The following is a 24,498-nucleotide window of genomic DNA, read 5'->3' on the forward strand; positions in this document are numbered from 1 at the left end:
CCCCGGGGGGCGGCGGGAAGGTCCCGCCGCCCGCCTTTGGTGCCTGCGGCACCGCGGGGCCTTTTCCATTCCTGCGAGCCGGCGGCGGGCTTCAGGTAGTCGCCAGGGACCACGCGGCAGCCGGCCCGGCGGGAGGCGCCGGGTCGAATCCGGGCTGCATCGGTGCCACCACGACGCGGTTGCGGCCATCGTGCTTGGCCTGGTAGAGCGCGCCATCCGCGGCGGCCACGAGCCTTGCGGGTGGCGGACCATCGACCAATGGCGTGATGGTGGCGACGCCGACGCTCACGGTCACCAGCTCGATTGGGCCTCCTTCCAGATGCGGCAGGCCGAGCGCCTGGACCGCCGCCCGTACCCGCTCCGCGACCTCCATGGCACCGGCCATGGTGGTGCCGGGGAGCAGCACCGCCAGCTCCTCGCCGCCATAGCGCGCGGCCAGGTCCCCGAAGCGGTGCACCGCTTCCTTGACCGCCTGGGCCACGCTCCACAGGCATTCGTCGCCGGCCTGGTGCCCGTAGCGGTCGTTGAAGGCCTTGAAGCGATCGACATCGAGCAGCAGCAGGGACAGGGGCGCGCCATCGCGCGCCGCGCGGTGCCACTCCCGGTGGAGCGCGCTGTCGAAGGCGCGGCGGTTCGCCAGGCCGGTCAAGCCATCCTGCATGGCCAGCCGGGCGAGCGTAGCTTCCAGCGCCTTGCGCTCGGTGATGTCGCGCGAAACCGCCACCACGCCGTCCGGCGCGCCGGTCTTCTGGTCCAGCACCACCCGGACCCTCGATTCGATCCAGGCCTCCGCACCATCGGCGCGCCGGGTGCGGTAGGTCATGGTGGCCTCCTGCACCTCGCCGGAGCTGAGTTGGGCCCCTGCGGCGTGCACGGCGGGCAGGTCGTCGGGGTGGAATTGCTCCTGCGCATGGCGGCCAACCAGCTCCTCGGGCGCATGGCCGAGGATGCGGCTGGAGGCCGGCGAGACATAGCGCCGCACCCCATCCCCGCCGATGCGGGAGACCATGTCGCTGCAATTCTCGGCCAGCATCCGGAAATTGGTTTCGCTCTCGGCGAGGGCCCGCTCGGCTTCCTGGCGGCGGCTGATCTGCCGGGTGAGGCGGAAGCCGAGGGCACCGATCACCCCGGCCAGGGCGGCGACGCCCGTCACGCGGAGCAACGCGCCGCCACGCCAATTCTCCAGGACCTCGTGCCGGGACATGGCGGCCAGGGTCACGAGGGGGTAGCGGCTGCTCCGGCGGTAGCCGCTGATCCGCTCGATGCCATCGATCGGCGAGACGTAGCGGTAGGCGCCGGAGGTCGCGCGCGGCAGGTGGATGCGGAACAGGTCGATATCCGCAACGCTGCGCCCGACGGTATTCTCGTCGAAGGGATGCCGGACCAGGACCGTGCCATCGGGGCGGAGCAGCCCGAGCGAGCCTTGGCTGCCGAGGTCGTAGGCAGCGTAGTGCCTGGCGAAATACTCGGCATCGATGGTGGCGAGCACGACCCCGGCGAAACGCCCGTCGGGATGGTTGAAGCGGCGGGACACCGGGATGATCCACTGGCCTTCCGACCGGCTGCGCACCGGCGGGCCGAGGAAGGGTTGGCGATCGAGGGTGTTCAGATGGTGGCGGAAATACTCGCGGTCGCCGTTGTTGGCGCCGGGCGGTATGCTGGCCTGCGAGGTCGCCAGCCAGGCCCCGTCCTCGCCATAGATGAAGAGGCCCCGCAGGCGCGGCAGGGCGGCGACACGGGCGGCCAGCAGGCGATGCAGACGTTCCAGGGTGGCCGGCGAGGTGCCCTCGGCCTCGAGCCGCTCGACCAGCCCGAGCATGGCGGTATCGGCCATCTCGACCGTGTCCTCGGCGTGCTGGACCGTGGAGCGCGCGAGATTGGCCATGGCGGTTTCGGCTTCGCGGAGCTGCGTGTCGCGGGCGCTCCATTCATGCCAAGCTTCGAGGCCGATCAGGGTCAGGCAGACGAGGGCGATGAGGGCGGAGGCCCGCAGCGGCAGGGAGCGGCACCAGCGGCAGGCCCCGCGCCAGCCGGCGGCATCCCGTGGCGGCGGCAACATCATCGATCAGCTTCCCCCCCATGGCAGGCCGGGGGAGTTAATCACTAATTCGTGGTTAATTCCTTTCCCGAAATTCTACCCTCGGGGCCAGGCCGGACGCGGTTGTATCTGGCCGGCCGATTCGCGCCTTCCGGCTTCGCCTCCGGACGATCGGACGCCCTCAGGCCACTTCCCGCCAGGCCTGCCGCAGGTCGCCCACGAAGCGGCCGTATTCCCGCGCCTTGGCCTCCGCATCCGGCAGCCGCAGCAGGTAGGAGGGATGCACGGTCGGGAAGACCGGGCGGCCCTCGGGGGTGGCGATCACCTCGCCCCGCACCTTGTTGATGGCCAGTGGCTTGCCGGTGAGCGCCCGCAGCGCAGTGGCGCCCAGGCTCACCACCAGCTTCGGCGCGACGATCTCGATCTCGCGCTTCAGGAAGGGGCGATACTGCGCGATGTCGCCGGCATCCGGCGACTGGTGCAGGCGGCGGCGGCCGGTCGGCTTGAATTTGAAGTGCTTCACCGCGTTGGTGACATAGGCCTCCGAGCGCGCCACACCGGCCTCCTCCAGCGCCCGGTCGAAGAGCCGCCCGGCGGGGCCGACGAAGGGGCGGCCGGCGATGTCCTCCTCGTCGCCCGGCTGCTCGCCGACGAACATCAGCGGCGCGCCGATCGGCCCCTCGCCGAAGACCATCTGGGTGGCCTCGGCGGTCCAGGTGGGCAGGCTGTTGCTGGCGCGCAACTGCTCGCGCAGCGCGGCGAGGGCGGCCACGGCATCGGCATGCGGCGGGAAGAGGTCGGGGGTCATGCGGGCGGGAACGTCCGGCGAAGGCGCGGGCTGCGTCGCCAGGTGGATGTTCCGCTGGCGGCGCGGCGCGGGCGGGGTGGCGCCGCGCGCCACCATCTCGGCGGCGCGGCGTGGCGCCTCGGCCATCAGGCGGCGGATGTCCCGGGCCTCGGGCAGGTTGCGCCAGTAGCGCAGCGGCATCTCTGCCCGCAGGGCGGCGGGCTTGAGCCGCGCGGGGTTGAAGATGCTGGCGTAATAGGCGCGCCAGAGCGCCTCATGGGCATCCTCCGGCGGGGCATCGGCGCGGCGGCCGCCGGGGCCAAGGCGGAGCGTCCCGCCATCCCAATGCGCGCTGGCCTCGGGGGTCAGGATGGACCAGCGCAGGGCGGAGAAGCGGCGGAGGAAGAAGCCCGCCTCGGCCTCCAGGATGTGGTGCTCCGGCTCGAACCAGGCGACGTAGCGCTCGCCGGCTCCAGTCTCTACCCCAATCTCGACGCGGCGGAAGCGGAGGAAGGCGTGCATCCTGTGCGCGTCCCGCCGCACCGCTTTCGCCATCGTGTTCAGCCGCGCCACATCGGGGTCGGTCGGCACCTGCATCAACTCGCGCTCACCCCGGGCGATGCGCCAGAGCAGCCGGTAGAGCAGGGCGAAGCGCTCGCGGTCGCGGTGCCGGATCGCCACCTCCGCGAGTTCCACGAAACCGCGCGGCACGGCGATGCCGGCAGGCGCCGCGGCGGCGGGCGGCACCTCGGTACCGAACAGGCCCGGCGCCTCGCCGGGCACGCGCCATTCCACCGCCTCGGGCGGGATGGCGGCGGCCAGCAATTGCCGCGCCGCCTGACGCCAGGCGGGAAAATCGGCGGGGCCGGGCAGCAGGATGCCGAGCATCACAGCAGGGAAAGCTGCGCCGGCCGGGCGGCGAAGCCGCTGCGGGGCCGCAGCAGGCCGCGCAGGTCGGCGCGGTCCAGCAAGCCGCCGCGCGGCCGGTGGTCGGCGGTGACGAGGAAGGGCAGCAGCTTCGGCAGCGGGAGCCGCAGCCGCGCCAGATCCTCCGCCCGGATCGCGCGGTGGCGGCGGGCCGCAAGCAGCCTCTCCACGGTCTTCACGCCGAGGCCGGGGACGCGCAGCAGCCTCTCGCGCGGGGCGCGGTTCACATCCACGGGGGAATTCCCCGCGATGCTTCAGCGCCCAGGCCAGCTTGGGGTCGATCCCGGGATCGAGCATGCCGCGCTCGCCGCCGGCCATGATCTCCGCTAGGTCGAAGCCGTAGAAGCGCAGCAGCCAATCCGCCTGGTAGAGCCGGTGCTCCCGCACTAGCGGCGGCGCGGCGGGCGGCAGCAGGCGGGAGGCATCGGGGATGGGCGAATAGGCGGAGTAGTAGACGCGCCTGAGCCGGTAGCTGCCATAGAGGTTGACGCTGGTGCCGAGCACCGCCGCGTCATCCGCTGCATCGGCGCCGACGATCATCTGGGTGGACTGGCCGGCCGGGGCGAAGCGCGGCGCGGCGGCGCGGTGCTTGCTGCGCTTCGCCTCCTCCGCCTCGGAGATGCGCTGGCGCATCCGGCCCATGGCGCGGCGAATCCCGGAGAAATCCTTCTCCGGCGCTAGGCTGCGCAGCGAGGCTTCCTGCGGCAGCTCGATATTGATCGAGAGCCGGTCGGCGAAACGCCCGGCCTCGGCCAGCAGCGCCGGGTCGGCATCGGGGATGGTCTTCAGGTGGATATAGCCGCGGAAGCCGTGCGTCTCCCGCAACTCGCGCGCCACGCCGACGATCCGCTCCATGGTGTAGTCCGGCGAGCGGATGATGCCGGAGGAGAGGAACAGTCCCTCGATGTAGTTGCGCCGGTAGAAATCGAGCGTCAGCCCGACGAGTTCCGCCACCGTGAAGCGGGCGCGCGCCACGTTGGAGGAGGCACGGTTGATGCAATAGGCGCAGTCGAAGACGCAGGCATTGGTCAGCAGCACCTTCAGCAGCGAGATGCAGCGCCCATCCGGCGCAAAGGCATGGCAGATGCCCATGCCCTCGGTGCTGCCGAGCCCGCCCTGCCGGCTGTCCCGCGCTTCCGTGCCGGATGAGGCGCAGGAGGCGTCGTATTTCGCGGCATCGGCGAGGATCTCCAGCTTCCGGCGCAATTCCATGCCAACCTTCCATATCCTCTTGTGTTCACTATATGTTCTTCTCAATGCCCGGATCAAGCGGCCGCCAGCGGGGATGCACCGCCGCCATCCGGACCCATCTGCCCCTTGTGACCGAACCCCATATCAACCGCATCGCCACCGCCGTGCCCGCGCACGAGGTGCATGACGCCTTCCGGCTCTTCGCCGGCCGGCAGATCACCGACCCGCGCACCCGCAGCGCCTTCGCGCGCCTGGCGGAACGCTCGCAGATCGCGCGCCGCTATTCGGTGCTTGAGCCGGAGCCGGATGCCACGGGCACCACGGATGGCTTCTACCGGCTGGGCCGCTTCCCCTCCACCGGCGCCCGCATGGCCCGCTTCGAGGCGGAGGCGCCGGCGCTGGCGGCCGCCGCCTGCGACGCGCTGGGGCTGGAGCGGGAGGGGCCGCGCATCACCCATCTCATCCTCGCCACCTGCACCGGCTTTGCCGCCCCCGGCCTCGACCACTGGATCATCGGCCGCTACGGCCTGCCGGGCGCGACGGAGCGCACGGTGGTGGGCTTCATGGGCTGCCAGGCAGCGATCAACGCGCTGAAGCTGGCGCGCCAGGCGGTGCGGAGCGACCCCGCCGCGCGGGTCCTGGTGCTGAACCTGGAATTGTGCAGCCTGCACCTGCAACCCTCCACCGCCATCGAGCAGTTGCTCTGCTTCCTGCTCTTCGCCGATGGCTGCAGCGCCGCGCTGGTGACGGCGGAGCCGCAGGGTCTGCGGCTGGATGGCTTCCATGCCGCGCTGGTGCCGGAGGCGCGCGACCAGATCACCTGGCGGATCGGCGATGACGGTTTCGACATGACGCTCTCCGGCTTCGTACCGCTGACCCTGGCGCGCGCCCTGCCGGGCCAGGCCGCGGCGATCCTGGGCGGCGCGACGGCCGCGGACTACGCGCTCTGGGCCGTGCATCCGGGCGGGCGCAGCGTGCTGGACGCGGTGGCGCATGGGCTGTCGCTGCCGGAGGATGCGCTCGATTCCAGCCGCGCGGTGCTGCGGGAGCATGGCAACATGTCCTCCGCCACCGTCATGTTCGTGCTGGAACGGATGCTGGCCACGGCCAGGCCGGGGCAGCGTGGCTGCGCGCTGGCCTTCGGGCCGGGGCTCTCGGCCGAGACCATGCGTTTCACGGCGGTGTAGCGCGCCATGCTCCACGCCCGCAGCAGCGCCGCGGAATGGATGGACGACGCGGCCGCGACCGAGGCCGAATTCGCCGCCGCGCTGCGCGACCTGGCGCGCATCAACCGCATGAGCCTGGCCTATCGCCCGGTGCTGCGCTGGCTGGACCGGCTGGTGGCACGGACCGGCGCCACGCGGCTCTCGGTGCTGGATGTCGGCGCCGGCGGCGGTGACATGCTGCGCGCGATTGCCCGATGGGCCGCGCAGCGCGGCGTGGTGGTGGAACTGGTGGGGCTCGACCGCAGCCCCTGGGCCGGGCGCTATGCCCTGGCCGCGGGCACCCCGGCGCGCTGGATCACCGCCGATCTCTTCGACCTTGACCCCGCCGAGCGCTTTGATGTGGTGCTGTGCAGCCTGTTCACCCACCACCTGCCGGACCCGGTGCTGGTGCGCTTCCTGCAATGGGCCGAGGCGCGGGCGCGGCTGGGCTGGCTCATCAGCGACCTGCACCGGCATCCGCTGCCCTGGGGCTTCGTCTGGGCGGCGGTGCGGGCGCTGCGCATGGACCCGATGGTGGTGCATGACAGCACCGTCTCCATCGCCCGCAGCTTCATCCGCGCGGATTGGGCGCGGCTGCTGGCGGCGGCCGGGGTGGCGGCGGAGATCCGCTGGACCTTCCCCTTCCGCTGGCTGGTCGGGAGCATCCGCGCGTGACTGTCGCGGAAATCCGCGCGTGACGATCGCGGTGATCGGCGCCGGGCCGGCAGGCTGCGCGGCGGCCATCGCGCTCGCCCGCGCCGGGGCGCGGGTGCTGCTGCTGGAACGGGCGGCGGTGGCGCAGGAGAGCGTCTGCGGCGAATTCCTCGGCCCCGATGCGGCTGTCGCGCTGGCGCGGGTCGGGCTCGACCTGCCGGGCCTCGGCGCCCTGCCGCTGCACCGGCTGCGGGTCGCGGCAGGCAGGCGGGAAGCGGCGGTACGGCTGCCTTTCCCGGCCTGGGCGCTGCCGCGCCGCATCCTGGACGGCGCGCTGCGCGAGGCGGCGCGGGCGGCCGGGGCGGAGCTGCATTGCGGCACCACCGTGCTCGGCGCCGAGACCATGCCGGAGGGCTGGCGGCTGCGCAGCGCCGCGGGCGAGGTGGCGGCCCGCCGGATCATCCTCGCCACCGGCAAGCATGCGCTGCGCGGGCATCCGCGCGAGGCCAGGCCGCGCGGCGCGCTCGGCCTCAAGCTGCATCTGCGCGGGTTGGACCTGCCGCCGGAGGTGCTGCTGCTGCCCTTCCCCGGCGGCTATGCCGGGTTGCAGCCGCTGCCCGGCGGCGGCGCCAATCTCTGTGCCGCGCTGCATGGCGAGGCGGGCGCGGCGGCGCAGGATGCCCCGGCGCTGCTGGCCCGGGTGGCGGCGGGCTCGGCGCTGGCGGCGCGGCTGCTGGCGGGGGCGCAGCCGGCCTGGGAGCGGCCCCTGGCGGTGGCCGCCGTGCCCTATGGCTTCCGCCACCGCAGCGGGGCCGGGCCGGCGGGACTCTACCGGGTGGGCGACCAGGCCGCCGTCATCCCCTCCTGCATCGGCGAGGGCGTGGCGATGGCGCTGCTCTCCGGGTTGGCGGCGGCGGTGGCGATCCTGGCGGGGCAGGAGGCCGCCGGGTTCCACGCCGCCTGGCAGCGCCGCATCGCCGCGCCGATGCGCTGGGCCGGCGCCGCGGGCGGGCTGCTGGAACGGGCGCCGCGGCTGCTGGTCGCGGCCACCGCGGTGAGCCCCGGCGCGGCGCGGCTGGTGGCGCGGCGGACCCGGCTGGCGGCCTGAAGCGGAAAACCCTTCCGTATCAGTGGATGCCGGGTTGCAGCTTCGCCACCATGCGCTTTTCGTAGGAAGCGCGCCTGGCCGATCGTGGACCGGGCCAGCGGCGCGCCAATGCGGCGCCCGCCAGGCCAGGTGCGGCCCGGCGGGAGAGGATGGAGGGACCCGCCACCTGTGGGCCGGGAGGTGCCCGTTCAATCGATGCGGAGGTTCAGCCGCTCCGCCATCATGCGTTCGTATTCGGCACGGCGGGCGATGAAGTCGCGATAGGCCGCGGTGTCGTAGTATTCGAGCGGCATGTCGAACTGCTCCCGCACCCGCGCATTGGCGGGGTCGAAGAGCGCCTCCTTCAGCGCGTCGTGCAGGATCTTCACCACGCCGGGGTCCATGCCCTTGGGGCCGGAGAGGCCATAGGGGGGAGGTCACCACCATGTCATAGCCGAGCTCGCGGAGCGTCGGCACATCCGGGAAGCGCGGCGAACGCTCCGCGGTCCAGACGCAGATCGGGCGAAGCTGCCCGCCATCCACCAGCGGCGCCCAGGCGGAACTGTCGGCCACGCTCATCACCTCGCCGGAGGCGACCGCCACCGCCGCCTCGTTGGAGGCGCGGTAGGGCACATGCACCAGCTCGATCTTCTCGCGCGCCGAGAGTTCCTCCATGGTCAGGTGGTTGGTCGTGGCGATGCCCGAGGTGGTGTAGGTGAGCCGCCCCGGATTGGCCCGCGCATAGGCGAGGTAGTCCGCCCAATTCTTGATCGGCCCGTCGCCCTTCACGCAAATGCCGAAGAGCCAGCCGGTGAGCCCGATGATATGGGTGAAGTCCTTGTTCACGTCCCAGGGCGGGTTGCGGACGATATAGGGGCGGCGGACGATCGACATGTGCATCTGGCTGATGGTGTAGCCATCCGGCCGCGTCTGGGTGACGAGCTGCATGGCCCCCATGGTGCCGGAGGCGCCGGAGCGGTTCTCCACCACGATGTTCTGGCCGAGCTTGCGGCCGGCCAGTTCGGCCAGGGAGCGGAGCTGCGCATCGGCCGAGCCGCCGGGCGGCCAGGGCACGATCAGGCGGATCGGGCGGTCCGGGAAGCGCCCCTGGGCACGACCGAGGCCAGGCGCGGCCAGGGGCGCGGCAAGCGCCCCGGCGGCGAGGCCGAGCGCGGCGCGGCGCGGCAGGCTGGGTCGGGTGGTATCCGGCATCAGGCACTCTCCCTGGGTTGCGGAACGTCTGTGGTTCCGGCTGCTGGCGGCAGGATGCCGGGCGGCGGGGCGCCTGTGAAGGCGCCCCGGGCGGGCCAAGCCCGGGAGGCCGGAAGCCTCGGGGCACCGGAAGCCGGGAGCCGCGTTGCAAGGCACCGGAGGCCCCGCCCCGGAGGACATCATGGCCGCTTACGCATCCGCCGCCACAGCCGCTGCCGTGCCGCTGGACGAGGCCGCCGACCGCCGCCGCCGCATCCTGGCGATCGTCGGCGCCTCCTCGGGCAATCTGGTCGAGTGGTACGATTTCTACGTCTATGCCTTCACCGCGCTCTATTTCGCCCCGGCCTTCTTCCCCTCGGGCGACCGCACCACGCAATTGCTGAACGCCGCCGGGATCTTCGCCGCGGGCTTCCTGGTGCGGCCGCTCGGCGGCTGGCTGTTCGGCACCCTGGCCGACCGGCGCGGGCGGCGCTTCTCCATGATCGTCTCCGTGCTGCTGATGAGCATCGGCTCGCTGGCCGTTGCGGTGCTGCCGACCCATGCCAGCATCGGCGTCGCCGCCCCGGTGCTGCTGACCGTGGCCCGGCTGGTCCAGGGGCTTTCGGTCGGCGGCGAATACGGCACCGCCGCCACCTACATGAGCGAGGTGGCGCAGCCCGGGCATCGTGGCTTCTATGCCAGCTTCCAGTACGTGACCCTGATCGGCGGCCAATTGCTGGCGGTGCTGGTGCTGGTAGTGCTGGAGGCGCTGCTGACCACGGAGGAGATGCGCGCCTGGGGCTGGCGTATCCCCTTCGTCATCGGCGCCCTGGCCGCGGTCGTCGCCCTGTTCCTGCGCCGCAGCCTGCACGAGACGCAGAGCGCCGAGAAGGCGCACCGGCCGGAAGCGGGCTCGCTCCTCGCGCTGATCCGGCAGCATCCGCGGCCGGTGCTGCTGGTGATGGGGCTGACGGCGGGTGGGTCGCTCAGCTTCTATGTCTTCACGACCTATATGCAGAAATACCTGGTCAATACCGCGGGGATGCCGGTGCGCACCGTCAGCGCCACCATGGCGGTGGTGCTGTTCGTCTTTATGTGCCTGCAACCGGTCTTCGGCAGCATCGCCGACCATGTCGGGCGGCGGACCATGCTGCTGATCTTCGGCCTGCTCGGGGCGCTGATGACGGTGCCGCTGCTCTCCTTCCTGTCGCATGTCACCGCGCCGGTGGAGGCCGGGCTGCTGATCCTGGCGGGGCTCGCGGTGATCTCCTGCTACACCTCGATCAGTGGGCTGGTGAAGGCGGAGCTGTTCCCGGGGGGAGGTGCGGGCGCTCGGTGTCGGCCTGCCCTATGCGGTGGCGAATGCCCTGTTCGGCGGCACGGCCGAATATGTCGGGCTCTGGTTCAAGAGCCGGGGGGATCGAGAGCGGCTTCTTCTGGTATGTCACCGGCTTCTTCATCCTGGCCCTGGTCTCCGCCTGGTTCCTGCCGGAGACCCGGATCGAGAGCCATCTGGCGCGGGAGCATGGCGGGGTGGGCGCCAGGGCAGGAGGGAGCGCGGCGCTGCCCTGATTGGAACCGCGCCGGCTTTCCCGGCCCGGGGAGCGAGGCCGGCCGCGTGAGGCGGGCCGGGCTGCGGCCCGGAACACCGCGATCCCCTGTGGTCCGGCAGCCGGCGGGCTTGCGCTGGGCATCGGTTGGGGCCAGTTTCCGGCACTCTTTTCGCCTCCAGGAGTTGCGGAAGCGCCATGCCCGACAGCCTCGATGTGCCTCCCACCTTCGATGTCATCGTGATCGGCGCCGGGCCGGGCGGCTATGTCTGCGCCATCCGTGCCGCGCAGCTCGGCCTGAAGGTGGCCTGCGTCGAGCGGCGGGAGACGCTGGGCGGCACCTGCCTCAATATCGGCTGCATCCCCTCCAAGGCACTGCTGCAATCCTCGGAGAATTTCGAGGAAGCCGCGCACAAGCTGGCCGATCACGGCGTGCTGCTGGATGGCGGCGTGACGCTCGACCTCGCGCGGATGCAGGCGCGCAAGGGCGAGGTCGTCTCCGCCAATGTGAAGGGCGTGGAATTCCTCTTCCGCAAGCACAAGATCACCTGGCTCAAGGGCGAGGGGCGGATCGTCGCCGCCCCTGGCCAGGGCGCGCCCGGCCAGGTCGCGGTGGGGGAGGAAACCCACACCACGCGCCATATCGTCATCGCCTCCGGCAGCGAGAGCATTCCCCTGCCAGGTGTCGAGGTGGATGAGCAGCGGATCGTCACCTCCACCGGTGGGCTGGAGCTCACGGCGGTGCCGGGGCACCTGGTGGTGATCGGCGGCGGCTATATCGGCCTCGAGCTCGGCAGCGTCTGGCGGCGGCTCGGCGCGCAGGTGACGGTGGTGGAATTCCTCGACCGCATCGTGCCGGGCATGGATGCCGAGGTGGGGAAAGCCTTCGAACGCATCCTGACCAAGCAGGGCTTCAAGTTCCGGCTGAAGACCAAGGTGACGGGCGCCCGCGCCGGCAATGACGGCGTGACCCTGACCCTGGAGCCGGCCGCCGGCGGCCCGGCCGAGGAACTCCGCGCCGATGTGGTGCTGGTGGCGATCGGCCGCCGCCCGCTGACCGCCGGCCTCGGCCTCGATGCCGCCGGCGTGGCGCTGGATGAGCGTGGCCGGGTGCAGGTGGATGCGCATTACGCCACCAGCGTGCCGGGCATCTGGGCGATCGGCGATGTCATCGCCGGGCCGATGCTGGCGCACAAGGCGGAGGAGGAGGGCGTCGCGGTCGCCGAACTGATCGCCGGCCAGTCGGGGCATGTGAATTACGAGGCGATTCCGGGCGTGGTCTACACTTGGCCGGAAGTCGCTTCGGTCGGCCGCACCGAGGAGCAGTTGAAGGCCGAGGGCGTGGCGTACAAATCCGGCAAATTCCCCTTCACCGCCAATGGCCGGGCGCGGGCCATGGGCGACACGGACGGCTTCGTGAAGCTGCTGGCCGATGCGAAGACCGACCGCCTGCTGGGCGCGCATATCATCGGCCCGGATGCCGGCACCCTGATCGCGGAACTGGTGCTGGCCATCGAATTCGGCGCCTCCGCCGAGGATGTGGCCCGCACCTCCCACGCGCATCCCTCCTTGAACGAGGCGGTGAAGGAGGCGGCGCTGGCGGTGGGCGGCAGGGCGCTGCACATCTGAAGCCTTCCGCGCGAGGCGGCGCCGGGCCCGCATGATCAAATACATCGGCTCCAAGCGCCTGCTGCTGCCGCGGATCCTGCGCGCCATCGGCCTGGCCGCGGCGCCGGGGGCGGTGGTGGCGGATCTCTTCTCCGGCACCGCCCGGGTCGGCCATGCGCTGAAGGGCGCGGGCTACCGCGTGCTGGCGAACGACCACAACGCCTTCGCCCATATCCTCGCCACCTGCTACGTCCAGGCGGATGCGGAGCGCTGGGCGGAGACGGCGCGGAAGATCCTCGCCGACCTGCAACGCCTGCCCGGCCGCGCCGGCTGGTTCACCGAGACCTATTGCGTGCAGTCCCGCTTCCTGCACCCCTCCAATGGCGAGAAGGTGGAGGCGATCCGCGAGGCGATCGCCGGCATGGGCGCCGAGCCGGAGCTGGAGGCGGTGCTGCTCACCGCGCTGCTGGAAGCCGCCGACCGGGTGGATTCCACCGCCGGTTTGCAGATGGCCTATATGAAGCGCTGGGCGGCGCGGGCGCTGAACCCGCTGACCCTCCGCCTGCCCGCCCTGCTGCCCCGCCCGGCGGCCGGTGGCTCGGCGGCCTTCTGCGGCGAGGCGGAGGCGGTGGCCGCCACGCTCGACTGCGACCTGGCCTATCTCGACCCGCCCTACAACCAGCATTCCTACCTGCGGAACTACCATGTGTGGGAGACGCTGGTGCGGTGGGATCAGCCCGAGGTCTATGGCGTGGCCTGCAAGCGCAGCGACTGCCGCACCCGCATCTCCGCCTTCAACAGCCGCCCCGGCATCGGCCCGGCGCTGGAGCGCACCATCGCGGCGTTGCGCTGCCCGACCCTGGTCGTGTCCTTCAATGACGAGGGCTATCTCGGCCGCGCCGCGCTGGAGGCGATGCTGGCGGCGCGCGGGCATCTCCAGGTGGTCGAGATCCCGCATGGCCGCTATGTCGGCGCCAAGATCGGCATCCACAACCCGAAGGGCGAGAAGGTCGGCACGGTGGGCCACCTGACCAATACCGAATTCCTGTTCGTCGCCAGCGACCGCAAGCTGGACCTGCGGGCCGCATGATGCCCTGCAACCCGTCCTGGACCCGCAAATGCGCGGGCTTCACGCTGCTGTTCCTCGGCCTGCTCGGCACCGTGCTGCCGGTGCTGCAGGGCGTGCTGTTCCTGGCGCTCGGCCTCTTCGTGCTGCGCGACCAGTATTCCTGGGCACGGCGCGGCATGGACCGCCTGCGGGGCCGCTGGCCGCGCCAGGTGGAAGGGGTGGAGGCGCTGGAGGCGCGGATGGTGCTCTGGGGCCAGCGGCAATCGGAGCGGCTGCGGCGGCGCCTGCCCCGGCGCTGACTCAAGGGCGCTGACCCAAAGGCGCCGACCCATACGGGGCCAGGACGAACCCCGGCCCCTGGCGGCCGTTCCTGGGGCAGGCCGTCCCCGCGGCCGCTCCAGGAGCCTCACCCATGCGGAAACTCGCCCTGCTCGCGACGACGGCGATCATCATAGCCGCCCCTGCCTTCGCCCAGACCCAGCCGGAGCGCTCCCGGGCGGCACAGGCACAGAATGCCCAGTCGCAGGGTGGCACGCCCGCCGCCGGCACCCGCGCCGAGGTCGTCAATGCCACGGAATTCGTGCGCATGGCGGCAGTGAGCGACATGTTCGAGATTGAATCGAGCCGGCTGGCCGAGCAGCGCTCGCAGAATGCGCAGGTGAAGGAATTCGCGCAGCACATGGTGCGCGACCACCAGAAGACCACCACCGAGCTCCAGCAGATGATCCGTCAGGCCTCCGCCGCGCCGCTCAGCGGCCTGCAGATGCCGCAAAGCCTCGACCAGCGGCACCAGGCGATGGTGCAGCAGTTGCAGGGCGCGCAGGGCGCGCAGTTCGACCGCCTTTATGCCCAGCAGCAGGTGCAGGCGCATCAGATGGCCGTGGACATGTTCCGCAACTACGGGCAGTCCGGCGACAATGCGGCGCTGAAGCAATGGGCCTCGCAGACCCTGCCGACCCTGCAGCAGCATCTGCAGCAGGCGCAGCAATTGCAGCGTTCGACGCAGGGGTAGAGCGTGATCGCCCCGGGCTGGAGCGGCCCGGGACGGGAAGCATTCGTTCTGCAACCAAGCCGGGGCAGGGGGCCGTGCGCCTGGCCGATGCAGCAGGGATCGGGGGGATGGCAGGTTCGTGCCGCGGCGGCACGGGGCAGAGGGCATGGAACTGGCGCCGAACCCCGCAAGCGTGGTTCAGGGCTTACCCGCCGTGGCTGGGCCGTCAGCGTCCTGGCGAGAGCCGTCGCGCATGGCGACCGCGGGCAATCGCTATCCAGGCACCAAAAAAGGCGACCAGCAGGGTGGAGAAGGCTGCCCAGGCGAGCAGCAGCATCGCCACTTGGCCCAGCAAGCCGAAGGGCAGCAGATCCAGCCAGAACAAGGTGGCAAGGGCGATGAAGCCCAGGATGCCGTGTTGGAAAACTTGCGATTGCATGGCCGTTTCTCCCCCCAACCGGCATGCGGGGGCATACCGGCTCAACGCAACAGGCCAGTGCAAATCGTATACAGCACGCATACGTGATGCAAGCAGAACTGCGGTCAATACGGCCACGTCTTGACGATGCGCAACCCCCGAATTGGGGGCCGAACAGGCAGGGGCTTCACCGGTGGCCTGCCGGCATGCAGAATGACCCGCCAGCCGCCGGCATCGCGCCTTTCCGGGATGCGGCCAGGGTTGGAGGGAACGGACCATGCAGGATCCCGCCACGCGGCAGATCGCCTTCATCAATATCGCCCATGTCTTCACCCATTACTGCCTGCTGATCCTGGCGACCGCGGTGCTCGGCATCGTGGCGGGGGCGCCGGCGGCCTTCGGGCAGGACTACGGGCCGATCCTGGCGCTCGGCACCGGGATGTTCGTGCTCTATGGCCTCGGCGCCCTGCCCATGGGCTGGCTGGCGGAGCGTTTCGGGCGGAAGCCGATGATGGCGACCTTCTTCCTCGGCACCGGCGGCGGCATGATCCTGGCCGGCCTGGCGGATACGCCGCTGACCCTCGGCCTGGCGCTGGCCGTCATGGGCTGCTTCGCCGCCATCTACCACCCGATCGGCACGGCGATGCTGGTGGAGGCGGCCGGCGCCAGGGTGGGCCGCACGGTCGGCATCAATGGCGTCTTCGGCAATATGGGCGTCGCCACCGCGCCGGTGATAACGGCGCTGATCGCCGCCCGGGCCGGCTGGCACTGGGCCTTCCTGCTGCCAGGCGCGCTCTGCATGCTGGTGGGGCTGCTCTACCTGCGGGAGCCGGCGCTCGACATGGCCAAGGCCGGCGGGCCGCAGAAACCCTTCCCGACCATTCCGCCGGCGGTGGTGCGGCGGGCAGTGATGGTGCTGCTCTCCATCGCCGCCGTCTCCGGCCTGGTCTTCAACGCCTTCACCCTGCTTCTGCCGAAGCTGATGCAGGAGCGGCTGGCGGCCTCCCCGGACCTGCTGCCGGTGGTGGGGATGCTGGCCTTCCTGGCGACGCTCTGCGGCGGGCTGACCCAGTTCACCGTCGGCCACATGATCGACCGCTATACCCTGAAGCGGGTCTTCCTGCCGCTGGCCCTGGTGCAGGTGCCCTGCCTGCTGCTGCTCTCCATGGTGCAGGGCTGGGCGGTGCTGCCGCTGGCGGCGCTGATGGCGGCCTCCATCTTCGGCCAGGTGACGGTGAACGAGACGATGACGGCGCGCTACGTGGCGCCGGCGCTCAGGGCCAAGCTCTATTCGGTGCGCTTCACCATCGGCTTCCTCGGCGCCGCCATCGCCTCGCCGCTGGTCGGTTTCCTGCACGAGGCGACGGGCAACTTGGCCCTGCCCATGGTGGTGCTGGCCGCCTTCGGTGCCATCACCCTGGCCTGCGCGCTGCTCTTCCCGGACCGGCCGGAGGAATTGCAGCCGGAACTCTGGGCCGCGCCGGCCCCCGCGCCCGCCGCGGCGGAGTAGCGGCCGCGTTGACCCTGCGCGGCGGGCGCAATATGCCCGGCCGGAGCCAACCGGTTTCCGTGCAGGGTGACGGCGCCGCCACGGAAGGAGGCCCGAACGCTATGAAGCCAGCCCCATGACGGCCCCCCCCCACGACAAGCCTGCAGGAGCAGCTCGCGCTCTGGTCGCGCGGCATACGCCATGAGCTGCAATTCTGGGACCATGTGATGCAGACCGCCGGCGGCCAGTGGCCGGAGGACTGGCGCGCCCGCATGGACCCCGCCTCGCCGCTCGATGCCTTCGTCTCGGCGCATGCGCGGGCGCTCGGCCGGTCGGCGCTCCGCATCCTGGATGTCGGTGCCGGGCCGCTGACCTGCCTCGGCTATGCCCTGCCGGGCCTGACGCTGGAGATCGTGCCGACCGATCCGCTGGCGGCGCTCTATGCCGGGCTGTTCCGCCGCCACGGCATCACGCCGCCGCTGGAGACGCGCTTCGCGGTGGTCGAGGACCTGGCGCTGTTCCTGCCGGAGGGCGGCTTCGACCTCGTGCATTGCCGCAACGCGCTGGACCATTCCTTCGACCCGCTGCGCGGCATCGAGCAGATGCTGGCCATGGCGCGGGTCGGCGGCCGGGTGCTGCTGCGGCATTTCGCCAATGAGGCCGCACGGGAAGCCTATACCGGCTTCCACCAGTATAATTTCGCCGTGCGGGACGGCCGTTTCGTGGTCTGGAACCGCGAGGGCGAAACCGATGTCGCCGCCGGCCTCGCCACCCCCGCCAGGCTCACGGTGCAGGGCACGGATTGGGTGGAGGTGGTGATCGAGAAGACCGGCGAACCGCCGGCGCCGCCGCCCGGGCAGGCACGGGAGAGGATGGCCGCCTATCTTGCCGCCTTCGTGGCGGTGCTGGGCGAAGCCACCCTGCCGAAGGCCGCCCCGGCCGGCCACTGAAGGAGCTTCCCTGCAAAGGCGAAAGGAAACCCCTCCGGCAGCCGACCCGGCTTAGCCAACCACCGCCAGCAGCACTCCCGCCACCGCCGTCGCGCCGCCCGCCACCTGCATCGCGCGGCGCGCCCAGGGGGCCATGCGTTGCGCCACGGGCATGGCCAGGGCCAGCCCCACGCCATGCAGCAGCGCGGTGGCCGCCAGGAAGCCGGCGGCGGTGCTGAGGGCCACGGCGCCCAGCATCTCCTCGCCATGCACATGCCCGTGCAGCAGGCCGAAGAGCGCGGCCAGCGCCATGCCCGCCGGCAGGGGCAGCCGCACCACCAGCGCCGCCATGGCGCCGAGTACGATGACCGAAGCCAGCAGGCCCGCCTGGACCAGCGGCAGCGTCATCCCCGCCATGCCCAGCGCGCCCCCCCAGCGCCATGGCGCCGAGGAAGGCCGCCGGCAGCGCGAAGCGGGCCCGGCCGCCCAGCAGCCCGGCCCAGAGCCCGACCATCACCATGGCCAGGATGTGGTCCGCCCCGCCCAGCGGATGCAGGAAGCCGGCGAAGAGGCCGGCATCCAGCCCATGGCCGGGGTGCGCCAGCGCCGGCAGCGGCAGCAGCAGCGCTGCCGCAAGGAGCAGCCCGCGCATCAGCCCGCCCCCCCCGGTGATGCCGCATGATGCCAGGATGAAATCCGCGATCTCGGCCACGCCCCTGTCCTCCTTGAGGTTGGTGAAGGTGAAGGGCCGCATCCCGCGCATCCGGCGCGAATCACGGTCCATCACCGAAAGGTCGGCGCCCGCCAGCGGCGCCGGGTCGAGCTTGTTGATGGCCAGCATATCCGACCGGGTGATGCCAGGGCCACCCTTGCGGGGCATTTTGTCGCCGGCCGAGACATCGATGACGTAGCGCGAATGCACCGGCTGCGACTTTGGGATGAAGGCCTTGGGGTCGCCCATCGGCGCCATGGCGATGCTGCCGCAGAGGGGCGTAGCAGATGGTGGCCGCGCGGTGCCGGCCCATGCCAGGATGGTTGCGGAACCGGATGCCCGCCGCATTCACCCCCTGGACCGCCGCCCCCACCCCGGCCAGGGGCCGAAGGGAGCCTGCCATGCCGCGAGAGGACCTCTACGTCGCCCTTGGCCCCAGCCGCTACCGGGTGGAGCGCCCCTGGGGCGACCTGCCCGCCGGCCCCGGCTGCATCAGCGATGTCGCCTGCGACGCCGAGGGCCGGGTCCATGTGCTGTTCCGCACCGATCCCTATGTGGAGCAAGCCGCGCCGGCCGTGGTGGTGCTGGACTCGGATGGAAGCCGCCTCGCCGCCTGGGGCGGGGCGGAGGTGCTGGACGGGCACATGCTCACCCTGCACCGGGATGGCCGCGTCTTCGTGGTGGACCGCGACGCGCATGAGATCGTCATCTTCAGCCCGGAGGGGCGGCGGATTGGCGGCATCGGCCGGCGGCACCATCCGGGCGAGCCCTTCAACGCCCCCTGCGACATCGCCTTCGCCCGGGATGGCGGCATGTATGTGGCGGATGGCTACGGCAATGCGCGGGTCCACCGCTTCTCGGCCGCGGGCGAATACCTGGCCGGCTGGGGCCACCCCGGGCGGCGGGCGGGGGGAATTCTCGACCCCGCATTCGGTCTGGGTGCTGCCGGATGGCCGGGTGGCCGTGGCGGATCGCGAGAACAACCGCGTGCAGGTCTTCACGCCGGGCGGCGACCTCCTGCTGGAGGTCAGCGACCTGCACAAGCCGATGGATGTGCATGGCGGCCCCGACGGCGGCTTCTACGTCACCGACCAGGTGCCGCGCCTGTCGCAATACAGCGCCGAGGGCCGGCTGCTCGGCCGCTGCCGGCCGGTGCTGAACGGCGCGCATGGCATGTGGCGCGACCCGCGCGGGCCTTCCGGTGGCGTGATCTACCTGTCGGAGATGAACCCGAACCGGCTGACCCGGCTGGTGCCGGCCTGAGGCCGCTGGCCGCTCCGCCCCGCTTCTGCTAGCGGGTGCCGCATGGCCGATGGCACCCTGACCGTCGCCGCCCCCGCCCGGTGGCGGGACCGGCGCTACCTTGTCCTGCTCGGCCTCGGCTTCTCGGCCGGCCTGCCGCTGCCGCTGGTGGCGGGCCAGGTGCTGCGGCAGTGGTTCACCGAATCCGGGCTCTCGCTCGGCGCCATCGGGCTGACCACGCTGATCGGCCTGGCCTATGCCAACAAGTTCCTCTGGTCGCCGGCGCTGGATGCGCTGCGGCCGCCGCTCCTGGCCGGGCTCGGCCACCGGCGGGGCTGGCTGGCGCTGATCCAATTGCTGCTGATGGCCGCGATCTGCGGCACCGGCCTGACCGACCCGGCCGGCGGCGCCGGCCTCACGGTGGCGCTGGCGGTGCTGGTGGCCTTCCTCTCGGCCAGCCAGGACATCGTGGTGGATGCCTACCGCATCGAGGTGCTGGCGGAGGATGAGGGGGAGCAGGCCCGGGGCCTCGCCGCCTATGTCTGGGGCTATCGGCTGGCCTTGCTTGCCAGCGGCGCCGGCACCCTGCTGCTGGTGCGGCCACTCGGCTGGGGCGGCGCCTATGCGGCCGCCGCATCCCTGCTGCTGGTGGGGCTGGCCGCGACCCTGGCCGGCCCGGAGCCGCGCCGCGCCCGCAGCCTGCCTTCCGGCTGGGCGGCGCGGCTCCGGGGCTCGGTGGTGGAGCCCTTCCTGGACCTGATGCGGCGCCGTTATTGGCTGGCGATCCTGCTCTTCATCGCGCTGTTCAAGCTGGGCGAGGCGCTGGCCGGCATCATGACCACGCCCTTCTACCGCTCGCTCGGCTTCACCCGGGAGGATGTGGCGACGGTCGCCACCCTGTTCGGCATGTTCGCCACCCTGGCCGGCGCCCTGGCCGGCAGTTGGCTGGTGCCGCGGATCGGCACCGGGCGGGCGCTGGTGCTGACCGGGCTCGGGCAGATGCTGTCCAACCTGATGTATGTGGCGCTGTTCCATGCCGGCCATTCCATGCCGATGCTCTGGGCGCAGGTGGGCATCGAGAGCTTTACGGATGGTCTGGCCGATGCCGCCTTCCTCACCTACCTCTCGGGCCTCACCAGCCGCGCCTTCACGGCGACGCAATATGCGCTGCTGTCTTCCCTGGCCGCGGTGCCGCTGCGCACGCTGGGCGCCTCCTCCGGCTGGCTGGCCGAGGGGTTGGGCTGGCCGGGCTTCTTCCTGCTGACTACCGCGGCGGCGCTGCCGGCCATGGCGATCATGCTGTGGCTGCTGCGCCGGCTGCCGCCGGAGACGGCACGGGCATGAGTCCCTTGGCATGAACCCCTCCCTGCTCTGGCCGCCGCTGCTGCTGGTGGCTTCCAACGTGATGATGACCTTCGCCTGGTACGGGCACCTGAAGCGCCCGGCCTGGCCCCTCTGGCTGGCGATCGCCGTCTCCTGGGGGATCGCCTTGCTGGAATACTGCCTGGCGGTGCCGGCCAACCGGATCGGCTATATCTCCGGCACCTATAGCGGCCAGCAATTGAAGGTGATGCAGGAGGTGATCACGCTGTCGGTCTTCGCCGGCTTCAGCGTGCTGTATCTGGGCGAAAGCCTGCGCTGGAACTACCTGGCGGCCATGGGCTGCCTGGTCGGCGCGGTGGTGTTCATCTTCCTGCCCACTGACTAGATGTTCCGGCATCCGGAGAAAGGATGCCGTCATGCTGGTCGGGGTGCCGAAGGAAGTGAAGGTCCATGAATACCGGGTGGGGCTGGTGCCCGCCTCGGTCAGGGACCTGGTCGGGCACGGCCATCAGGTGCTGGTGGAGGCCGGCGCCGGCGTCGCCATCGGCTTCCCGGATGCGGCCTACCAGGCGGCCGGCGCCCGCATCGCCCCGGATGCCGCCACGGTCTTCGCCGAGGCCGAGCTGGTGGTGAAGGTGAAGGAGCCGCAGCCGGCGGAATGGCGGCAGCTCCGCCCCGGCCAGATCCTCTTCACCTACCTGCACCTGGCGCCCGACCCCGAGCAGACCCGCGGGTTGATGGGCAGCGGCTGCACCGCCATCGCCTATGAGACCGTCACCGATGCCCAGGGTGGCCTGCCGCTATTGGCGCCGATGAGCGAGGTGGCCGGCCGCATGGCCGTGCAGGTGGGCGCCCATTGCCTGGAGAAGGGGGCGGGCGGCGCTGGCATCCTGCTCTCTGGCGTGCCGGGGGTGCCGGGGGCGCGGGTCGCGATCATCGGCGGCGGCGTGGTGGGCGGCAATGCCGCGCGCATCGCCGCCGGGATGCGGGCGCGCACCATCGTGCTCGACCGTTCGCTGCGGGCGCTGGATGCGCTGGACCGTGAATTCGGTGGCGCGGTCGCCACGCTCTTCGCCACGGCCGAGGCGGTGGAGGCGGCGGTGCTGGAGGCCGACCTCGTCATCGGCGCGGTGCTGGTGCCGGGCGCCGCGGCGCCGAAACTCGTCACGCGGGAGACGGTGCGGCGGATGCGGCCGGGCAGCGTGATGGTGGATGTGGCGATCGACCAGGGCGGCTGCTTCGAGACCTCCCGCCCCACCACCCATGCCGAGCCGACCTATCTGGAGGAGGGCGTGGTGCATTACTGCGTCACCAACATGCCGGGCGCGGTGGCGCGCACAAGCGCGGTGGCGCTGAACAACGCCACCCTGCCCTTCACCCTGCAACTGGCGGAGAAGGGCTGGCGGCGGGCGCTGGCGGAGAACCCGCATCTGGCGCAGGGGCTGAACGTGCATGCGGGAAGGGTCATCCACCCCGCCGTGGCGGCGGCGCTGGGCCTGGAATTGCTGCCGGCCGAGAAGGCGATCCGCGCCTGACCGGCCGGGCACCGCGGCAGCCGGGCGATAGGCGCTGCCAGAGGCCACAGGTTGTGCCGGGGCCGCCACTTGAACCAGGGGTTGTTTTGCGGGCAATATACCGCCTTCAGAACGCCCCGCATCCCGGCGGGCACGCTTGGGAACCCGCCGCATGGCCAGCTTCCGGACCCTGATGGCCCTTGCCACCCTCGGCGCCGCGGCCCTCGCCGCCAGCCCGGCGCAGGCCGATCCACCCTGGAGGCGCGGCTGGCACGGCCCGCCGCCGCCCTATTGGGGGCCACCGCCCGCCGTGGTCTATGCGCCGCCGCCCCGCCGCCACTACTACGCGCCGCCGCCGGTCTATTATGCGCCGCCACCGCCGCCGCCGGTCTACTACGCCCCGCCGAGCCTCGGCTTCTCGTTCCACGTGCCGCTCCGCTGAGGCATGGCGGGCGGCGTCAGCCCCGCCGCGCCTCGATCGCATCCCAGATCGCGCGTTCCAGATGCACCCCGTCGAAGCGCGCGATCTCCTGCAGCCCGGTCGGGCTGGTGACGTTGATTTCCGTCAGGTAGCCGCCGATCACGTCGATGCCGACGAAGATCATGCCGCGCGCCTTGAGTTCCGGCCCGATCGCCTCGCAGATCTCGCGCTCGCGCTCGGTCAGCGTGGTCTGCTCCGCCCGGCCGCCGACATGCATGTTGCTGCGCGCCTCGCCCGCCGCCGGCACGCGGTTGATGGCGCCCATCGCCACCCCGTCCACCAGGATGATGCGCTTGTCGCCCTGCCGCACGGCGGGGACGTATTTCTGCACCACCAGCGGCTCCCGCGAGCGTTCGGTGAACATCTCCACCAGCGCATTCAGGTTGGGGTCCTCGGGGCGCAGGTGGAAGACGCCGGCGCCGCCATTGCCGAACAATGGCTTGATGATGATGTCGCCATGCCTTTCCCGGAACCGCATGATCTGCTGCCGGTCCGCCGTCACCAGCGTCTCCGGCATCAGGTCCGGGAAATGCGTGACGAAGAGCTTCTCCGGCGCGTTGCGGACGCTGGCCGGGTCGTTCACCACCAGGGTCTTCGGGTGGATATGCTCCAGGATATGGGTGGCCGTGATATAGGCCATGTCGAAGGGCGGGTCCTGGCGCATCAGCACCACGTCCATGGCTCCGAGGTCGAGTTCCTCCTCCGCGCCGAAGGCCCAATGCTCGCCCTGCCTGCGCTGCACCGTCACCGGCTGCGCCCGGGCCACCACCCGGCCGCCGAACAGCGCCAGGTCGCGCACATGGTAGTGCCACAGCGCATGGCCGCGCGCCTGGGCCTCCAGCATCAGGGCGAAGGTGCTGTCGGCATCGATATTGATCGACTGGATCGGGTCCATCTGGACCGCGACCCGCAAGGCATGCGCCATCGGGCTCTCCTGCACCGTTTTCCGCCGCTCTGTTGGCACCGGTCCGGGCGAAACGCCAGGGGCCGCATGGGGCGCGCGGCTAGTGGTGGGCCGATTCACCTGACGCTTGGGGACCAAGCGTCAGGATCGGACCACTAGAGCATGATGCGTTCACCTTCGTTCACGCATCATGCTCCAGGCCTTTGTTTGATTGCGTGATTCACGCTTTTCGGTGCGAGCACCTCAAGCGACCACGCTCTAGTTCAGCCGGTGCCGCAATTCCTCCGCCACCATGCGGGTGCGGGCGGCGGCCTCGCCCTCCGGCTCCAGTTCCAGCGACCGGTCGAGGCAGCCCAGCGCGGCGCCGATCCGGTCCAGCCGCTGGTTCATCAGCCCGGCCTCCCGCCAGAGCGCCGCATGATCGGGGGCGAGGCGCAGCATGTCCTCCGTGCAGTCGAGCGCGCCGGGCAGGTCGCCGCCGCGCAGCCGCCGCAGCTTGATGTTGTTCTGCAGCCTGAGCAGCGCGCCGCGCTTGTCCAGCAGCCGCAGCAGGCCGGGCCGCAGCTCCGCCCTGTCGCCCTCGATGCGCTTGATGAGGCGCCGGAGGTCGGGCGCCTGCAGGCCGGTGCCGCCGGCGAAGACATCCACCAGCGCCTGGCCGCGCGCGCCCTCCACCGCCACCAGGAAATGCCCGGGGAAATCCACCCCATGCGCGGACCAGCCCGCGGCCTCGGCGGCATGCAGCCAGAGGATGCCGAGCGCGATGGGCAGGCCGCGGCGCCGCTCCACCACCCGGATCAGGTTGGCATTGGCCAGGTCATCATAAGCCTCGGCATCGCCGGCATAGCCGAGGCGGCCATGGATCAGCCCGGCCAGCAGCATCCGGCGGCGCTCCGGGTCGCCGGCATCGGCTTCGCCATCCGCGGCGGCGGCGGCCACGGCGCCCTGGGCCAGTTCCGAGAGTGCGGCGGCGGTGGCGCGCCAATCCGCATCCGGCGCGTCGATCCGGGCGAATTGCAGGGCCACCGCGGCCAGGTCGATCTCGGCATCGGGAAGCTGGCCGGCGGCGGCGAGGGCGGCGCGGGCCTCATCCTGGGAGGTCAGGGGCATGGCGGCAATCTCGCCGCTTGGCCCGCCGGCTTCAAGGGAGCAGGTTTCTTGCGCCGGCCGATTCAGCTCTCCGGGCGG

22 protein-coding genes and 5 pseudogenes are annotated in these 24,498 nt (G+C 71.5%); 16 read left to right on the top strand and 11 right to left on the bottom strand.

Annotation, left to right across the window (positions count from 1 at the left end; all coding sequences use genetic code 11):
• Window positions 1–91: 91 nt before the first annotated feature.
• The 3 genes and pseudogenes from KSF81_RS07630 to KSF81_RS07640 all read right to left on the bottom strand — a co-directional run bounded on the left by KSF81_RS07630 (window position 92) and on the right by KSF81_RS07640 (window position 4,964).
• Window positions 92–2,062, bottom strand: coding sequence for a diguanylate cyclase domain-containing protein (locus KSF81_RS07630; protein ID WP_217378470.1), 1,971 nt, complete (start codon window positions 2,060–2,062; stop codon window positions 92–94).
• 157 nt (window positions 2,063–2,219) lie between these two features.
• A complete protein-coding gene (locus KSF81_RS07635; RefSeq protein WP_217381605.1) occupies window positions 2,220–3,713 on the bottom strand; it encodes a UdgX family uracil-DNA binding protein in 1,494 nt (497 codons plus the stop codon).
• Window positions 3,713–4,964: pseudogene (locus tag KSF81_RS07640) on the bottom strand (putative DNA modification/repair radical SAM protein). The gene KSF81_RS07635 and the pseudogene KSF81_RS07640 overlap by 1 nt, the downstream one beginning before the upstream one ends.
• Window positions 4,965–5,071: 107 nt before the next feature.
• Here KSF81_RS07640 and KSF81_RS07645 point away from each other — a divergent pair.
• From KSF81_RS07645 to KSF81_RS07655, 3 genes are read left to right on the top strand one after another with little or no spacing between them, the layout of a single operon-like run.
• Window positions 5,072–6,130 carry a type III polyketide synthase gene (locus KSF81_RS07645; protein ID WP_217378471.1) on the top strand — a complete coding sequence of 353 codons (1,059 nt, stop codon included), beginning with the start codon at window positions 5,072–5,074 and terminating at the stop codon, window positions 6,128–6,130.
• A 6-nt stretch (window positions 6,131–6,136) separates the two neighbouring features.
• Window positions 6,137–6,823, top strand: a complete 687-nt coding sequence (locus KSF81_RS07650) for a methyltransferase domain-containing protein (RefSeq protein WP_217378472.1) — start codon at window positions 6,137–6,139, stop codon at window positions 6,821–6,823.
• 19 nt (window positions 6,824–6,842) lie between these two features.
• A complete protein-coding gene (locus KSF81_RS07655) occupies window positions 6,843–7,910 on the top strand; it encodes an FAD-dependent oxidoreductase (RefSeq protein ID WP_217378473.1) in 1,068 nt (355 codons plus the stop codon).
• 188 nt (window positions 7,911–8,098) lie between these two features.
• Here KSF81_RS07655 and KSF81_RS29260 read toward each other — a convergent pair whose 3' ends face one another.
• Complete coding sequence (locus KSF81_RS29260) at window positions 8,099–8,293, bottom strand: hypothetical protein (RefSeq protein WP_254453410.1); 195 nt, start codon at window positions 8,291–8,293, stop codon at window positions 8,099–8,101.
• Window positions 8,294–8,354: 61 nt separating this feature from the next.
• Window positions 8,355–9,284 (bottom strand): annotated as a pseudogene (locus KSF81_RS07660) (tripartite tricarboxylate transporter substrate binding protein); the annotation flags it as partial.
• Here KSF81_RS07660 and KSF81_RS07665 point away from each other — a divergent pair.
• From KSF81_RS07665 to KSF81_RS07685, 6 genes and pseudogenes are all read left to right on the top strand, one after another.
• Window positions 9,283–10,335, top strand: a pseudogene (locus KSF81_RS07665) (MFS transporter); the annotation flags it as partial. The pseudogenes KSF81_RS07660 and KSF81_RS07665 overlap by 2 nt on opposite strands.
• Window positions 10,336–10,469: 134 nt before the next feature.
• The gene (locus KSF81_RS31325) at window positions 10,470–10,652 is read left to right on the top strand and encodes a hypothetical protein (RefSeq protein ID WP_309139758.1); all 183 of its coding nucleotides are present in this window, start codon (window positions 10,470–10,472) and stop codon (window positions 10,650–10,652) included.
• Between the two features lie 176 nt (window positions 10,653–10,828).
• Complete coding sequence (gene lpdA / locus KSF81_RS07670; protein WP_254453411.1) at window positions 10,829–12,259, top strand: dihydrolipoyl dehydrogenase; 1,431 nt, start codon at window positions 10,829–10,831, stop codon at window positions 12,257–12,259.
• A gap of 31 nt (window positions 12,260–12,290) precedes the next feature.
• Entirely contained in the window at window positions 12,291–13,328 is a 1,038-nt protein-coding gene (locus KSF81_RS07675) for a DNA adenine methylase (protein WP_217378474.1), read from the top strand.
• Complete coding sequence (locus tag KSF81_RS07680; protein WP_217378475.1) at window positions 13,325–13,606, top strand: PGPGW domain-containing protein; 282 nt, start codon at window positions 13,325–13,327, stop codon at window positions 13,604–13,606. The genes KSF81_RS07675 and KSF81_RS07680 overlap by 4 nt, the downstream gene beginning before the upstream one ends.
• Before the next feature lie 113 nt (window positions 13,607–13,719).
• Window positions 13,720–14,319, top strand: a complete 600-nt coding sequence (locus tag KSF81_RS07685; RefSeq protein WP_217378476.1) for a DUF4142 domain-containing protein — start codon at window positions 13,720–13,722, stop codon at window positions 14,317–14,319.
• A 205-nt stretch (window positions 14,320–14,524) separates the two neighbouring features.
• Here the strand turns inward: KSF81_RS07685 and KSF81_RS07690 are convergent, their stop codons facing one another.
• Window positions 14,525–14,737 carry a hypothetical protein gene (locus KSF81_RS07690; protein ID WP_217378477.1) on the bottom strand — a complete coding sequence of 71 codons (213 nt, stop codon included), beginning with the start codon at window positions 14,735–14,737 and terminating at the stop codon, window positions 14,525–14,527.
• A gap of 256 nt (window positions 14,738–14,993) precedes the next feature.
• Between KSF81_RS07690 and KSF81_RS07695 the strand changes: the two genes are divergently transcribed.
• Together KSF81_RS07695 and KSF81_RS07700 are read left to right on the top strand one after the other, a co-directional pair.
• Window positions 14,994–16,226, top strand: a complete 1,233-nt coding sequence (locus tag KSF81_RS07695) for an MFS transporter (protein WP_217378478.1) — start codon at window positions 14,994–14,996, stop codon at window positions 16,224–16,226.
• Window positions 16,227–16,432: 206 nt separating this feature from the next.
• The gene (locus KSF81_RS07700) at window positions 16,433–17,155 is read left to right on the top strand and encodes a bifunctional 2-polyprenyl-6-hydroxyphenol methylase/3-demethylubiquinol 3-O-methyltransferase UbiG (protein WP_217378479.1); all 723 of its coding nucleotides are present in this window, start codon (window positions 16,433–16,435) and stop codon (window positions 17,153–17,155) included.
• A 51-nt stretch (window positions 17,156–17,206) separates the two neighbouring features.
• Here the strand turns inward: KSF81_RS07700 and KSF81_RS29265 are convergent, their stop codons facing one another.
• The 3 genes and pseudogenes from KSF81_RS29265 to KSF81_RS29275 form a co-directional block, all read right to left on the bottom strand.
• On the bottom strand, window positions 17,207–17,542 hold the full coding sequence (locus KSF81_RS29265) for a HupE/UreJ family protein (RefSeq protein ID WP_254453412.1): 336 nt from the start codon (window positions 17,540–17,542) through the stop codon (window positions 17,207–17,209).
• Between the two features lie 67 nt (window positions 17,543–17,609).
• Window positions 17,610–17,786: pseudogene (locus KSF81_RS29270) on the bottom strand (HupE/UreJ family protein); the annotation flags it as partial.
• Between the two features lie 21 nt (window positions 17,787–17,807).
• A pseudogene (locus tag KSF81_RS29275) lies at window positions 17,808–18,044 on the bottom strand (GTP-binding protein); the annotation flags it as partial.
• A gap of 639 nt (window positions 18,045–18,683) precedes the next feature.
• Here KSF81_RS29275 and KSF81_RS07710 point away from each other — a divergent pair.
• The 5 genes from KSF81_RS07710 to KSF81_RS07730 all read left to right on the top strand — a co-directional run bounded on the left by KSF81_RS07710 (window position 18,684) and on the right by KSF81_RS07730 (window position 22,367).
• Window positions 18,684–19,109 carry a hypothetical protein gene (locus KSF81_RS07710; protein ID WP_217378480.1) on the top strand — a complete coding sequence of 142 codons (426 nt, stop codon included), beginning with the start codon at window positions 18,684–18,686 and terminating at the stop codon, window positions 19,107–19,109.
• Window positions 19,110–19,151: 42 nt separating this feature from the next.
• On the top strand, window positions 19,152–20,432 hold the full coding sequence (locus KSF81_RS07715; protein WP_217378481.1) for an AmpG family muropeptide MFS transporter: 1,281 nt from the start codon (window positions 19,152–19,154) through the stop codon (window positions 20,430–20,432).
• A 10-nt stretch (window positions 20,433–20,442) separates the two neighbouring features.
• Entirely contained in the window at window positions 20,443–20,796 is a 354-nt protein-coding gene (locus tag KSF81_RS07720) for a DMT family protein (RefSeq protein WP_217378482.1), read from the top strand.
• A 31-nt stretch (window positions 20,797–20,827) separates the two neighbouring features.
• Entirely contained in the window at window positions 20,828–21,946 is a 1,119-nt protein-coding gene (gene ald, locus KSF81_RS07725) for an alanine dehydrogenase (RefSeq protein WP_217378483.1), read from the top strand.
• A gap of 151 nt (window positions 21,947–22,097) precedes the next feature.
• Entirely contained in the window at window positions 22,098–22,367 is a 270-nt protein-coding gene (locus KSF81_RS07730) for a hypothetical protein (protein ID WP_217378484.1), read from the top strand.
• A gap of 16 nt (window positions 22,368–22,383) precedes the next feature.
• On the opposite strand, the gene gshB is transcribed toward KSF81_RS07730, so the two are convergent.
• Both gshB and KSF81_RS07740 read right to left on the bottom strand, forming a co-directional pair.
• A complete protein-coding gene (gene gshB, locus KSF81_RS07735; protein WP_217378485.1) occupies window positions 22,384–23,331 on the bottom strand; it encodes a glutathione synthase in 948 nt (315 codons plus the stop codon).
• A 237-nt stretch (window positions 23,332–23,568) separates the two neighbouring features.
• Window positions 23,569–24,420, bottom strand: a complete 852-nt coding sequence (locus KSF81_RS07740; RefSeq protein WP_217378486.1) for a SirB1 family protein — start codon at window positions 24,418–24,420, stop codon at window positions 23,569–23,571.
• Window positions 24,421–24,498: the final 78 nt, after the last annotated feature.

It is taken from the genome of Siccirubricoccus sp. G192 (assembly GCF_019084075.1).
In the GTDB taxonomy this organism is placed as follows: domain Bacteria; phylum Pseudomonadota; class Alphaproteobacteria; order Acetobacterales; family Acetobacteraceae; genus G192.